Here is a 12862-nt window from a genome sequence, read left to right on the forward strand (position 1 = left end):
GCCCGCTCGGCCGCCCCGCGGGCCCGTGACGAGCGGGGCGTGACTCCTGGTTGTGAATCTCCGCCCCGTCCCCGCGTCCCCCGCCCGGCCTCAGCCCCAACTCTGCGAGTACTGCCGCCGGTAGCGGTTGCGTTCCTGTTCCGTACGGATGTACCGCGTGGCGACCAGCGCGATGATGCTGCCGGCGATGACCAGTAGCCCCGGCCCGATGTTCTGCGGGTCCGTGAGGCGGGCGAGGAGCGGCTCGGAGGCGCCCGACCCGACCGCCTGGACCGAGCCGGGCGCGGCGGATCCCGGCACGACGGCCGCGCCCTGTGAGGACGCGGGGGCGGGGGAGGACTGGGCGGTGGCCCCCGTCGCGCCCTGGGCGGCTGCCCCCGGGCCGGTCAGCTTCACCCCGAGCGCCGTGAGCGCCTTGGTGATCGGCTGGAAGAACGTCGTACCGCCCGCGGTGCAGTCCCCGTTGCCCCCCGAGGTCACGCCGAGCGCGATGCCCTCCGAGAACAACGGACCGCCGCTGTCGCCCGGTTCGGCGCACACATTGGTCTCGATGAGACCGGTCACGGTGCCCTCGGGGTAGTTGACCGTCGCGTTGAGCGCCTTCACCTGGCCGTCGTGGAGTCCACTGGTGCTGCCGCTGCGGAAGACCCGCTGGCCGACCGTCGGATCGGCGGCGCCGATGATCTGGACGCCCTTGCCGCCTCCGATCGAGACGACGTTGTTCCCGGTGTCGTTCTCGCCGTTGTTGTACTGGATGAGGGAGAAGTCGTTGCCGGGGAACGCCGTGGTGACCGTCTGTCCCAGCTGCTTGGTGCCCTGGTTGTCACCGAACCAGACTGACCCGGCCGGCCCGCAGTGCCCGGCCGTCAGGATGAACTCGTTGCGCCCGTTGGTCACGTTGTAGCCCGCCGAACAGCGCCCGCCGGTCGAGAACATCGGCAGGGCGGCGTTGAGCCGTGTGGTGAACGTGCCCTCGGTCCGCTCCATGCGGACCGAACTGCCCATGCTCGCGGCGAGCTTCTTCATCCGGGACCAGTCGGAGGCGGAGACGGTGCGGTCGGCCTGCACCACCACCTCGTTGTTGACGTAGTCCATGGCCCAGGCGGTGCCCGCGACCCGTGGCGCCGCCTTCAGCGCCTTCGTCACGGACTTGAGATCCTCCATGCTGTGGCTCACGACCTTGGGGCGGGCGCCCGCCTTCTTCACCTCGGCCGCCGCGGCCGAGTCGGTCACCGCGACCACGGGGCGTCCGTCGGCGGCGATCCAACTGCCCGCCGTACGGGAGGTGCCGAGGGTCGACACCAGGCCCGCACCCTTGCCCGCGGCGGCCAGGGTGGCGCTCTGGGGGGCACGTGACGCGGCGGACGGCTCGCTCGCCATGGCGTGCGTCACCATCAACCCTCCGCAGAGGACCCCGCCGACGGCCGCGAGTCGCGCCCCCCGTCGGACGATCCGTCGTCGTGCGTGCCTCATGCATGGGCTCCCGAAGCCGTACGGTGCGGCGTCGACGCCGCCGGGGCTCCGGTCGTGAGCCCTCCTTCCATACGTGCGCCCGTGCCCCCGCGTTCACCCCCGGCCGTTCTCCGGTTCAGGGTTTGCGGCCCACCCCGCCGAACATGGCCACTTCGGCCGGTTCGTCCCCGTCCGTCGCCTGCGGACGCCAGCGCGAACAGGAGACGACACCGGGCTCCAGGAGATCGAGTCCGTCGAAGAACCGGGCGATCGCCTCGGGGGTGCGCTGGGTGATCCAGGGTGTGCCGTGCTGGTTCCAGTAGGAGACGGCGGCGTCCACGTCCGGCATCGCTGGGCCGGTGATCGTGTGCGAGAGGACCAGATGGCTCCCCGAGGGCAGCCCCTCCAGCAGCCGGCGCACGATGTCGTACGCCTCCACGTCGTCGCCGATGAAGATGACGACCCCGAGCAGCATCAACCCGACCGGCTCGCTCAAGTCCAGCGTGCTCGCGGAGCGTTCGAGGATGGCGTCCACATTGCGGAGGTCCTCGTCGAGGTGGTCGGTGCGGCCTTCGGGGGCACTGGTGAGCAGGGCGCGGGCGTGCGCCAGGACCAGCGGGTCGTTGTCGACGTAGACGATCCGGGCGTCCGGGGCGGACCGCTGCGCGACCTCGTGCGTGTTGTCCGCGGTCGGCAGGCCGGTGCCTATGTCGAGGAACTGGCGTATTCCGCACTCGGCGACCAGATGACGTACGGCGCGTCCCAGGAACAGCCGGTCCGCCCGCGCGTAGTCGCCGATGCCCGGGTGCAGTTGGCGGATACGCTCCCCGGCCGCCCGGTCGACCTCGTAGTAGTCGCCGCCGCCGAGCCAGTAGTTCCAGATCCGGGCCGTGTGGGGGCGCGTTGTGATGATCCGGCTGAGCATCCCCTCGGCGGGGAGTTCCGAGGCGGCCTGGTTCTCGGGCACGGAATCAGCTCCTGGACATTTCCTGTGACGTGTCAACCGGCAATGTAGGCGTCAACAAGCTGGCTGAAAAGGGAAGTTGTTACTCTCCTGCCGGACGCACCAGTGGCAACCTCGAGGCCTGCCATGATGGGCGCATGCGCGTGCTGATGCCGGTCCCCGACCGCGACTTCGACGTCACCGAAGTGGCTGTTCCCTGGCGGATCCTCACCGATGCGGGGCACGAGGTGGTGCTCGCCACCGAGCGCGCGGGCACCCGGCCGGCGGCGGACCCACGGCTGCTGACGGGGGTGCTCTTCGGACAACTGGGCGCCGCCGAGGAACCCCGGCGGTTCTACGAGCAGCTCGCCGCGGCACCGGAGTTCACCACCACCGTCTCCTGGGCCGAGGCCGACGTCGAGGAGTACGACGGCCTGTTGCTGCCCGGCGGACACGCACCCGGCATGCGGCAGTACCTCGGCTCGACCGCGCTTCACCAGCGGATCGCCCGCTTCTGGGCCCTCGGGCGGCCCGTCGGCGCGATCTGCCACGGCGTCCTGGTGCTCGCCCGCGCCCGCGACCTCACCACCGGACGAGGCGTCCTGGCCGACCGGCGTACGACCTGCCTGCCCAAATACATGGAACGCACGGCCTACTTCACCACCGCCTGGCGCCTCGGCCGCTACTACCGCACCTATCCCGCGTACGTCGAGGACGAGGTCAGATCGGCCCTCGCCGACCCGGAAACGCAGTTCGTACGCGGCCCCCGCACCCTGACCCGGCGCGGCACCGCCACCGACGACACGGACGCGTTCGTCGTCGAGGACGGCCGCTACCTCTCGGCCCGCTGGCCGGGCGACGCCTACCTCTTCGCCCACCGCTACCTCGCCCTGCTGAACGGCGCCGCCGAGCGATGACCGGGGCCTGTCCGCCGGACGGGCCTAACGCAGGCGGGCGGCGACCTCCTCCGGCGTCAGGTACCTGTCGGTGTGCTCGAATTCCCGCAGGGTTCCCTTCCGGTCGGCGAGGAAGCCGGTGCGCACGAAGTCGTCGCCCGCGACCGCGTTGAGGAACCAGTTGGCGGCCGTACGGAACCGGGCCGTGCCCGTGCGCAGCGCGTACAGGTGGTATCCACGGGCCACGACCTGCGCGGGCACGCCCTTGAGACCGATACCCAGCGGCTTGGATACCGCGTCGTGGCCGCCGAGATCGACGACCAGGCCGAGGTCCTTGTGCTTGTACGGCGTCATGGGCTGCCCCCGCAGCAGCGCCGCCAGATTCTTCGCCGCGTGCCGGCCCTGCCGGGCGGCGTGCTGGGCGGTTGGCGCGCAGTACGAACCGTCGGCCCTCGCCAGGTCGGGCACGGCGGCCGCGTCGCCCAGCGCGAACACCCCGTCCAGGCCGGGCACCTTGAAGTCCGTCTCGGTGAGGACCCGGCCGGCTACGGTCTCCGCGCCCAGCGAGTCGACCAGCGGACTCGCCGCGACACCGGCGGTCCACACCAGCGTCCGTGACGGCAGTACCCGGCCGTCCGTGAGGGTGATCTTGCCCTCCGTGACCGAGGCGACGGTCGTCTTGAGGGAGATCTCCAGTCCGCGCTCGCTCAGCAGGCGCAGCGCACTCGCCCCGAGCTTGTCACCGAGCTCCGGGAGCAGCTTGGGGGCGACGTCCACCAGGTGCCACTTGATGAGCCCGGGGTCCAGGCGCGGGTGGTAGCGTTTCGACGCGGCGGTGGTCAGGCGCTGCAGGCAGGCCGCGGTCTCGGCGCCCGCGTATCCGCCGCCGACCACGACGAACTGCAGTCGCGCCGCCCGCTCGTCCTCGTCCGACGTGGCCGCGGCCAGGTCGAGTTGGGCGATCACATGGTCACGCAGATACACCGCCTGGGCGAGCGTCTTCATCCCGCGCGCCTCGTCGAGGAGACCGGGGATGTCGAAGGTGCGGGTCACGCTGCCGGGGGTCAGCAGCAAGTAGTCGTACGACAGATCGACGAACTCCCCCGTGATCTTGCGTACGACGCACCTCTTGGACGCGGGATCCACGCCGATCACCCCGCCCGGCAGGAACGTCGTGCGGCGCAGGATCCGGCGCAGCGAGGGGGCCACGGACTGCGGGGTGACGACACCGGCCGCGACGTGCGGCAGCAGCGGCAGATAGAGCTGGTAGTCGGTGGGGCTGACCAGGGTGATCCGGGCGTCACCCGGCTGAAGTGCGTGCTCGAGCCCGCGTGCGCACTCGACGCCGGCGAACCCGCCGCCGACGATCACGATGTTCGGTGCGTCCATCTCAGCTGCCTCTCTCCGTGTGCCGACATCGCGGCCCGCCGCCCGCGAGCCCAGGCTCACACGGGATGACCCCGCATGCCACCCCGCGTCGGAGGGGAGGGCAGCGGCCACGAGTTCTTCTACCGATCAGTAACTTCCTCTTCCCTTCTTGTACATCCTTAGGCACGATCATCTGTCCAGCGGCGACGGTCGAGGCACCTCGCCGCTCCTACATGAAAAGGGGATGAGCATGACAGGACGCGGTGTGGGGCGCCGGATCGGCGCGGTCTCGGCGGTCGTGGCGCTGGGCATCGGGGGGACGGTCACCGCTGCGGGGACCGCCGCCGCGGCTCCGGCCCGGACGGCGGTGAGCGCGACGGCGACGACGGCCGCGGTCGACTACGCCACCTGGCAGGGCGACGTCAAGGCGGTCATCGACCAGGCGCGGCCCTACGTCGAGCAGCGCACCGCGAACGCCGCCGGGCAGAAGCTGGCCCTCGTCTTCGACATCGACAACACCACGCTGGAGACGGACTTCCACCCGTGGTACGAGCTGCCGACCCCGGCGGTCAAGCCCTCGCTCGACCTCGCCCGCTACGCGCGCTCCCGCGGCGTCGACATCTTCTTCATCAGCGCACGCCCGGGCATCATCTCGTCCTTGACGCAGTGGAACCTGACGACCGTCGGCTACCCGGTCTCCGGTCTCTACACGCGCGACCTGCCCGATCTGTTCGACGAGGTCAGCGCCTACAAGACCAGCAAGCGCGCGGAGATCGAGTCGCTGGGCTACACGATCATCGCCAATGTCGGCAACAACGACTCCGACCTCGTCGGCGGCCACGCCGAGCGCACGTTCAAGCTGCCGGACTACAACGGCCAGCTGTCCTGACCGGGCGGCCTGGACTCCCGGCCGTGACTGCTTAGACTCCCCGCATGGACGAGACGAAGCTGGACGCGCTTGGTTCAAGCAAGTTCCTGCTGATCACGAGCTACCGCAAGAACGGTACGGGCGTGGCGACGCCCGTGTGGGTGGTCCGCGACGGTGCGGCGCTCGGCGCCTGGACCACCGCGGACTCCTGGAAGGTGAAGCGGATCCGCAACCGGGCCGATGTCCTGGTGGGTCCGTGCGACGTGCGCGGCAATCCGACCGGTGAGCAGGTCCCCGCCACCGCGGAGATCCTCGACCCGGCCGCCACCGCGCGCTATCGAAAGCTGATCGCGGGCAAGTACGGCATCCTCGGCCGTCTCACCCTCTTCGGCAGCCGTCTGCGGCGGGGCGAGAGCGGCACGGTCGGGATTCGCATCTCCCTGACCACGTGAGGAGGGGTGAGGGCCCGGCCACCGGCCGGACCCTCACCCCTCCTGTCCGTGTCACGGACGTGCCCTCGGGACAACTCATCTGTACGGGCGGGAAGTTCATGGAGAACTTCGGCTCCTCGTCCGAGTCGTAGTTCCGGTCTCAAGGACAGGACGTGGTTGCTGTCCGGACTGAAGTGGTTGTCCGTTGTGCAGGGCGACGTCGAGCTCGGGTGGGGTTGTCGGGAGCCTGTCGGGGTTGTCGGTGACGTGTAGGTGATCTGTCAGCCGCTGTTGCGACTTTGGAGCCGTCCCGTCGTACTCAGCACCAGGAGCCTGCCTCATGTCGTCCATGTCTCGTACCCGGCCGTGGGATGTCCGTCGACTGCCGCGCGCCGACGACAGCACCTTCCTGATCACCGGCGGCAACGCGGGCATCGGGTATTTCGTCGCCGAGCAGCTCGCCGGGACCGGGGCCACCGTCGTCCTGGGCAGCCGGGATCCGGCGAAGGCCGAAGCCGCCATGGGATCGATCCGATCCCGCGTCCGTGGTGCGCGGCTGCGCCGTCTCCGGTTGGACCTCGCCGATCTGGCATCGCTCAGGACCTCGGTGGACTCGCTGGAGACGGAGTGCCTCGACGCGGTGGTCTGCAACGCCGGAGTGGCGCTCGACGAGCCGCCGCGACGGTGGACCGGGGACGGCAACGAGCTGATGTTCGGAACCAATCACCTCGGGCACTTCGCGCTGACCCGGTGGCTGGCGCCGCTGCTGTCGGCCGCACCGGCGGCCCGCGTCGTGACGGTCGGCAGTTTCGCGGCGCGGTCCGAGCGGCTGGACCTGGACGATCCGCAGTCCGGCAGGGACTACCGGCCGAAGCGCACCTACGGGCGTTCGAAGCTGGCGCAGATGACCTTCGGATTCGAGCTCGACCGCCGTCTGCGGGCGGCAGGCAGCCCGGTGCTGAGTGTGGTGGCTCATCCCGGCGGCGCACTGGACTCCCTGACCCCTCCCCGACCGCCGGTGCACGTGCGCGGTACCGGTGAACGGCTGCGCGGCCTGCCGGCCGGCCTCCTCGTTCAGGGCAAGGAGGCCGGTGCGTGGCCCGTGGTGCGGGCCGTCCTCGACCCTGGGGTGGGCGGAGGGCAGTTGTGGGGGCCGACGGTCTTCGGCCTGCGCGGCAAGCCGCGGCTCGAACCTGTCCGGGACCACTTCGCCGACGCCCGGGTCGCGGCTCGGCTGTGGGACCTCAGCCGCGATCTGACGGGCGTCGAGCCGAGTTTCGAGCCGCGGTAGACCCACGCGAGCGGGACGTTCCGGCCGCTCGGCTCCGCTCCTCAGGGGGTTTCGTAGCCGGTCCAGGCATGGAGCTTGTCGGGGTTGAGGACCATCCACACGTCGGTGATCAGTCCGTCGTGGATGTCCAGGGCGAGGACGGCGATGGTGGTGCCGGCGATGCGGACCGTGACGCCGGGAGCGCCGTTGACGTCCTCCTCGACGAGTTCCACCTCGGGTTCGTTGCGCATGAGTCCGAGGAAGAGGCGGGCGACCTTGTCCCGGCCGATGACCGGGCGCAGGGCGGCGCGGACCTTGCCGCCTCCGTCGCTGCGTGACTCGACGGCGGGGTCGAGGAGCGCGACGAGGGTGTCGAGGTCGCCGGTCCGGCAGGCGTGGCGGAACGCGGTGACGATCTGCCGGTGTTCGTGTGCGCTACTGCTGCCGGGCCGCTGGTCGGCGATACGTCGGCGGGCGGAGGCGGCGAGCTGGCGGCAGGCGGCGGGGGTGCGGCCCACGGTGTCGGCGATTTCAGTGAAGGGCATGCCGAAGATGTCGTGGAGGACGAAGGCGACTCGCTCCGCGGGAGTGAACGAGTCCAGGACCACCAGCATGCCCATGCTGACCGACTCGTCGAGGGTGATCCGGTCGGCCGGATCGGTCCCGCCCTCATCGCCTGTGCTGGTCCACGTGGCACTGTGCCGGACGGGTTCGGGCAGCCACTCACCGGTGTATTGCTCGCGGCGGACGCGGGCCGAGGTGAGGTGGTCGAGGCAGATCCGGGAGGCGACCCGGGTCAGCCAGGCCAGCGGCGCGCCGATCGTCTGCTGTTCCTCCTCGGACAGGCTGTACCAGCGCGCGTAGGTTTCCTGGACCACGTCCTCGGCGTCCTGCAGGGATCCGAGCATGCGGTAGCCGAGGTTGAGCAGGCGGCGGCGTTCGGCCATGAGGGCGCCGAGGGCGCGGTCATCGGCGGGTCCCGGGGGTGTGGACACGGGGCCGTCATCCTCCCCGGCGGGCGTGCTGGGCGGTGTGCTGGGTGAGCCATTCGTCGAAGGTCTGGCTGCCGCGGGGGCCGGGTCCGGCGGGGAGCAGGCCGTCGCCGGTCATGGCCGTGCCGGTGGCGCCGGGCATCTTCACGGGCAGCAGCAGCCGGTGCCGGTGGCGGGCCCGCAGCAGCCGGCCTGCCATGCCGACGACCTGTTCGACACGGGGTCCGGCGAGTTCGGGGGCCATGCCCTGCGCCGGGGCGGAGACGAGCTGCACGAGGTGGTGGGCGACCTCACGGGCGGCGACGGGCCGGCACCGCATCCGGGGTACCACCGCGACGGGTCCCGGGACGCGGTCGAGAGTCTGCTGGGCGAACTCGTGGAACTGGGTGGCGCGCAGCACCGTCCACGGTGTCCGCCCGTTCTTCAGCACGTTCTCCTGCCGCAGCTTTCCGTGGTAGTAGCCGAGGCCGACCCGATCGATCCCGACGATCGACAGCAGGACGTGGTGGCGTACCCCGGCCTGTTCACCGGCCTCCTTGAGGGCGTGTGCGACGCGGTCGAAGAACGCGACGGCTTTCTTGCCGCTCGTGGTCGTCACGTTGGTGACGTCGATGACCGCGTCCACTCCGGCCAGGGCCGCGTCGAGTCCGGTGCCGGTCACAAGGTCCACGCCCCTGGATCGGGCCAGTACCACCGGGTGGTGCCCGGCCGCCGTCAGCTCCTCGACCACATACCGTCCCGCCAGTCCGGTTCCGCCTGCCACTGCCACCCGAATGCCGCGCTCCTCCTTCGCGCTCACGGTGCCGTTGTCGCCGTTGTGGGTCATCGTGTGTGGTCCTGTCGTGCGGGGAGGGCGGTGAGGGCGGGGAGCAGCAGCAGGGCCGCGAGCAGGATGAGTGCGGCGAGGAACACTACGTTGAGGATCTGGTCACGTGTGTTGTACATGCCGAGGTGCTGGACGTGGTAGCTGAAGTGCAGCACGTTGAAGAGCAGCCACACGGCACCTGTTGTCTGCACCAGCCGGGTGTTGTGCACGGAGCGCAGGGTGATCAAGGTCAGCACGGCGAGGGCCAGGAACATGGCTCCGGCGTCCTTGGCGAGGTGTTCGTTGTAGGGGCCCAGCTGGGGCAGCCAGCTCAGTCCGAGGCCGGGGAAGTCGTCGTACCAGCTCGTCGGGGAGCAGTAGGCCCAGATGCCTGTGTACAGCCCGGTCACGGCCAGGAGGCCGAGACTGGCGTACCTGATTTTCGAGTTCATACCTCTATGACGAGACAGCCCCCTCAAATGTGAGGCGGGTTGCCCCGACCGTGTGAGGCCGGCCGACGGCGACGGCTCAGGCCATGGCCTCGCCATCCGCACGGAGCTGAACTTTGACGCCCGCCGCCACGCACCTTCTCGGTGGGGCGGCGTCCGGAGCGACGGGGCCCGCCGTTCGGCCGTACCGCGTTGAACAACCAAGCCGAGGCCATGACTTCATCCGAGGCTGTCAGGTCATGGACAAACCTTCAATCAAGCGTCTCCCGGTCCGGTCAAAGGGTCTACCCGCATAGACGCTCCCGGTGCTGTCATGTGCACGACCGCCCGGAACTCCTGCCGGGCACCACATCGGGAGACCCCCACGATGTCCCGTATACCCCGCCCCCTCGTCACCTCCCTGTCCGCTCTCGCCCTCGCCGCCGCCGGCCTCACCGTCGCCACCGGCAGCGCCCACGCCGCGACGTGCAGCCAGGCCTACCTCCCCCTGCCGGACCCCAGCTGCCAGCCCGGCGCCCTCAACCCGGACGTCACCCAGTCCACCATCGACTCCACGATCTGTGTCTCCGGCTGGACCGCGACCGTACGGCCCTCCAGCTCGTACACCACCGCCCTGAAGAAGAAGCAGATCGTCGAGTACGGCTACACCGACACCAGCACCTCGGACTACGAGGAAGACCACTTCGTGCCCCTGGAGCTCGGCGGTGCACCGAAGAGCGAGCTCAACCTCTGGCCCGAGCCGCAGTACGGCACCAAGACGGCGGCCAACAAGGACACCGTCGAGAACAAGCTCAAGAAGGCCGTCTGTGCGGGTACGGTCTCGCTCTCCGACGCCCAGGACGCCATCATCAACGACTGGACCACCGCCCTCTCCGACCTCGGCCTCGGCTGACGCGCCACCCGCCGCGACGCGGCCGAACAGCCTCGCCGGGCCCGATCCCTCCGCGGATCGGGCCCGGCTTCCTTGTGTCCACCGGCGGGGCGGAGTGCGGGAGCCGACCGGATGCGTGCTGCGCGAAGCGTTGACTAGAAAGCGCTTACCCCTTACGTTTCCCGTTCAGCAGCCTGACCCGCGCCTGACATCTCATATGCGAGACATCAGATCTCCGAACCGCATCACCTGGGGATGCGCGCACTTCCTGGAGCTGACGATTCTCGGGTGTGAGTGCCACGGCCGACTCATGTTGTTCGATATGGCGCACATCGTTCGTGTACTTGACCTGCGGCACTCCCGAAGGGACGCACCCGCATGCGTACTCGCCCCCCACGAACACGCACTCGCAGACTGGCCCTGGCCACGGCCACCGCTCTCGTGCTGCCGTCGTCCGCCTCGGCCGCCGACACCTCGCCGGTCGGCTTCGGTGCCGGAACCACGGGCGGTGGGGGAGCCACCGCCGTCACCGTCTCGAGCCTCGACGCCTTCAAGGCGGCCGTCACGGGCGACACCTCAAAGGTGGTGCGCGTGACCGGCCTGATCACACTCAGTGGCCAGGTCGACATCGGCTCCAACACCACCGTTCTCGGCGTGGGTTCGGCATCCGGCTTCACCGGCGGCGGACTGCGGCTGAAGAAGGTGACCAACGTGGTCGTACGCAACCTGAACATCAGCAAGCCGCTCAAGCCGGCCGACGGCATCACCGTGCAGGCGTCGACGAAGGTGTGGATCGACCACAACTCCTTCTCGTCCGACCGTGACCACGGAAAGGACTACTACGACGGTCTGCTCGACATCAATCACGGCTCCGACCATGTCACCGTGTCCTGGAACACCTTCAAGGACCACTACAAGGGTTCGCTCGTCGGCCACAGCGACAACAACGCGAGCGAGGACACCGGACATCTGCGGGTGACGTACCACCACAACTGGTTCAATAGCGTCAACTCCCGCATCCCCAGCCTGCGCTTCGGCACCGGCCACTTCTACGACAACTACGTCGTCGGGGCCGACACCGCCGTGCACTCCCGCATGGGCGCCCACCTGCTCGTCGAGAACAACGCCTTCCGCACCACCACGGTCGCCGTCACGACCAACCGCGACAGCGACGGCGACGGATACGCCAACCTGCGCGGCAACGACCTCGGGGGAGCCGTCACCGAGATCTCGCAGGTGGGCACCTTCACCACCGCGCCCTACGCCTACACCGCCGAGCCCGCCTCAAGTGTCGTCGCCTCGGTGACGTCCGGCGCGGGCGCCGGAAAGCTCTGACCGCCCCACGTTCAGAAGGAGGAATCGGGACATGACCTCATCAGCGGCACGCCCGCGCGCCCGACGGCGCGCCCTCACCGGCTCCCTGGCCGCAGCCGGCCTGTCGGCTGTCATGATCATGGCGTACGGTGGTCTGTCTCCGGCGAGTGCCGCCACCTGGCCCACCGCGAACGGCAGTCAGGCGGTCTCCGCCACCATCTCGGTCTCCGGTACCAAGGACTACGGGATGAAGCGGCTCTACGGCACCGGCGACCTGGGCTCCGGCAGTCAGGACGAGGACCAGGGGCCGATCCTGGAGCTGGCCGCCGGCACCGTTCTGAAGAACGTCATCATCGGCGCCCCCGCCGCGGACGGCATCCACTGCCTGGGCAGCTGCACGCTGCAGAACGTCTGGTGGGAGGATGTCGGCGAGGACGCGGCGACGATCCTGGGCTCCTCGTCGTCCAACGTCTACACCGTCTCGGGCGGCGGCGCGAAGGAAGCCGGCGACAAGGTGTTCCAGTTCAACGGCGCCGGAACGCTGAACGTCTCGAACTTCGCGGCGCAGACCTTCGGTACGTTCGTCCGCTCGTGCGGCTGAGGGTTGTCTCCCGGTGACCGGACGAACTGGCGGGGCCCGCCGGTTCGTCCAGCCGCCCCATGTCAACTCCAGCCGCGATAGGGACCGTCGACGAGCTGGAACACCGGCTGGCTGCGCACCGGGTCCTGGGCGGTGGAGAGTTGGACCCGGTCGCCGCTGTGGACGTCGGCGGGCGCGCCCATCACCCGACCGCGTACGGTGAACCCCTCCGCCATCTCGATGAGGGAGACGTTCCGAGCCGCCGGGGTGTTGCGGTGGACGACGGTGGCATGGCGCACGACGCCGGCCCCCGCGCTCGTCTCCGTCCGCAGGTCGCTGCCCGCGCAGACCGGGCAGAGAAGGCGATGGTACATCGCCGTCCCGCACCAGCGGCACCGCTGGAAGAGGAGAGCGTCCGAGGCCGACGTCCCGTTCGGCGCGGAGTCGCTGCCGAGTATGTCCGTCGCGGGTCCGACGCCTGGATGAAGGGCGATTCCTGAGTGGTACACGATGTCATCTCCCTGCACTGGGCCGGAGTCTGAGGTGCCCGGAGCGCCGCGCACGAGCCACAGGGTATGGCACTGAGTGCCACTCGTAAAGGCACTCGGTACCCTCAATGAGGA

General features: G+C 69.8%; 13 protein-coding genes and 1 pseudogene. 7 read left to right on the top strand and 7 right to left on the bottom strand.

Translation table 11 applies throughout. The features are described from left to right. Positions 1–90: 90 nt before the first annotated feature. Both ACIQTP_RS36030 and ACIQTP_RS36035 read right to left on the bottom strand, forming a co-directional pair. On the bottom strand, positions 91–1473 hold the full coding sequence (locus ACIQTP_RS36030; protein ID WP_403407908.1) for a S1 family peptidase: 1383 nt from the start codon (positions 1471–1473) through the stop codon (positions 91–93). A gap of 115 nt (positions 1474–1588) precedes the next feature. After that, positions 1589–2419 carry an SAM-dependent methyltransferase gene (locus tag ACIQTP_RS36035; protein ID WP_403407910.1) on the bottom strand — a complete coding sequence of 277 codons (831 nt, stop codon included), beginning with the start codon at positions 2417–2419 and terminating at the stop codon, positions 1589–1591. Between the two features lie 134 nt (positions 2420–2553). On the opposite strand from ACIQTP_RS36035, the gene ACIQTP_RS36040 reads away from it, so the two are divergent. Beyond that, positions 2554–3312, top strand: coding sequence for a type 1 glutamine amidotransferase domain-containing protein (locus tag ACIQTP_RS36040; protein WP_403407912.1), 759 nt, complete (start codon positions 2554–2556; stop codon positions 3310–3312). 24 nt (positions 3313–3336) lie between these two features. Here ACIQTP_RS36040 and ACIQTP_RS36045 read toward each other — a convergent pair whose 3' ends face one another. Next, positions 3337–4680 carry an NAD(P)/FAD-dependent oxidoreductase gene (locus tag ACIQTP_RS36045; protein ID WP_403407913.1) on the bottom strand — a complete coding sequence of 448 codons (1344 nt, stop codon included), beginning with the start codon at positions 4678–4680 and terminating at the stop codon, positions 3337–3339. 229 nt (positions 4681–4909) lie between these two features. Here ACIQTP_RS36045 and ACIQTP_RS36050 point away from each other — a divergent pair, with 229 nt between their 5' ends. From ACIQTP_RS36050 to ACIQTP_RS36060, 3 genes are all read left to right on the top strand, one after another. After that, positions 4910–5548, top strand: coding sequence for an HAD family acid phosphatase (locus tag ACIQTP_RS36050; protein WP_402032927.1), 639 nt, complete (start codon positions 4910–4912; stop codon positions 5546–5548). Positions 5549–5592: 44 nt separating this feature from the next. Further along, the gene (locus ACIQTP_RS36055; RefSeq protein ID WP_402032925.1) at positions 5593–5979 is read left to right on the top strand and encodes a PPOX class F420-dependent oxidoreductase; all 387 of its coding nucleotides are present in this window, start codon (positions 5593–5595) and stop codon (positions 5977–5979) included. Positions 5980–6298: 319 nt separating this feature from the next. Beyond that, complete coding sequence (locus ACIQTP_RS36060; protein ID WP_403407916.1) at positions 6299–7249, top strand: SDR family NAD(P)-dependent oxidoreductase; 951 nt, start codon at positions 6299–6301, stop codon at positions 7247–7249. Positions 7250–7290: 41 nt separating this feature from the next. Here ACIQTP_RS36060 and sigJ read toward each other — a convergent pair whose 3' ends face one another. From sigJ to ACIQTP_RS36075, 3 genes are read right to left on the bottom strand one after another with little or no spacing between them, the layout of a single operon-like run. Next, positions 7291–8175, bottom strand: a complete 885-nt coding sequence (sigJ, locus tag ACIQTP_RS36065; protein WP_403408056.1) for an RNA polymerase sigma factor SigJ — start codon at positions 8173–8175, stop codon at positions 7291–7293. 55 nt (positions 8176–8230) lie between these two features. After that, positions 8231–9046, bottom strand: coding sequence for an SDR family oxidoreductase (locus tag ACIQTP_RS36070; RefSeq protein ID WP_403407918.1), 816 nt, complete (start codon positions 9044–9046; stop codon positions 8231–8233). Then, the gene (locus tag ACIQTP_RS36075) at positions 9043–9477 is read right to left on the bottom strand and encodes a hypothetical protein (RefSeq protein ID WP_403407920.1); all 435 of its coding nucleotides are present in this window, start codon (positions 9475–9477) and stop codon (positions 9043–9045) included. Before ACIQTP_RS36075 ends, ACIQTP_RS36070 begins: the two co-directional genes overlap by 4 nt. Before the next feature lie 364 nt (positions 9478–9841). Between ACIQTP_RS36075 and ACIQTP_RS36080 the strand changes: the two genes are divergently transcribed. From ACIQTP_RS36080 to ACIQTP_RS36090, 3 genes and pseudogenes are all read left to right on the top strand, one after another. Further along, positions 9842–10366: a hypothetical protein gene (locus tag ACIQTP_RS36080; protein WP_403407922.1), complete on the top strand. Its 525-nt coding sequence runs from the start codon at positions 9842–9844 to the stop codon at positions 10364–10366. Positions 10367–10723: 357 nt separating this feature from the next. Next, on the top strand, positions 10724–11680 hold the full coding sequence (locus ACIQTP_RS36085) for a polysaccharide lyase family 1 protein (protein ID WP_403407924.1): 957 nt from the start codon (positions 10724–10726) through the stop codon (positions 11678–11680). Between the two features lie 31 nt (positions 11681–11711). Then, positions 11712–12257, top strand: a pseudogene (locus ACIQTP_RS36090) (pectate lyase); the annotation flags it as partial. Positions 12258–12322: 65 nt separating this feature from the next. On the opposite strand, the gene ACIQTP_RS36095 reads toward ACIQTP_RS36090, so the two are convergent. Then, on the bottom strand, positions 12323–12748 hold the full coding sequence (locus ACIQTP_RS36095) for a Zn-ribbon domain-containing OB-fold protein (protein WP_403407926.1): 426 nt from the start codon (positions 12746–12748) through the stop codon (positions 12323–12325). Positions 12749–12862 lie beyond the last annotated feature (114 nt).

Origin of the sequence: Streptomyces sp. NPDC090798, from assembly GCF_044768965.1 — a bacterium.
Lineage (GTDB): Bacteria > Actinomycetota > Actinomycetes > Streptomycetales > Streptomycetaceae > Streptomyces.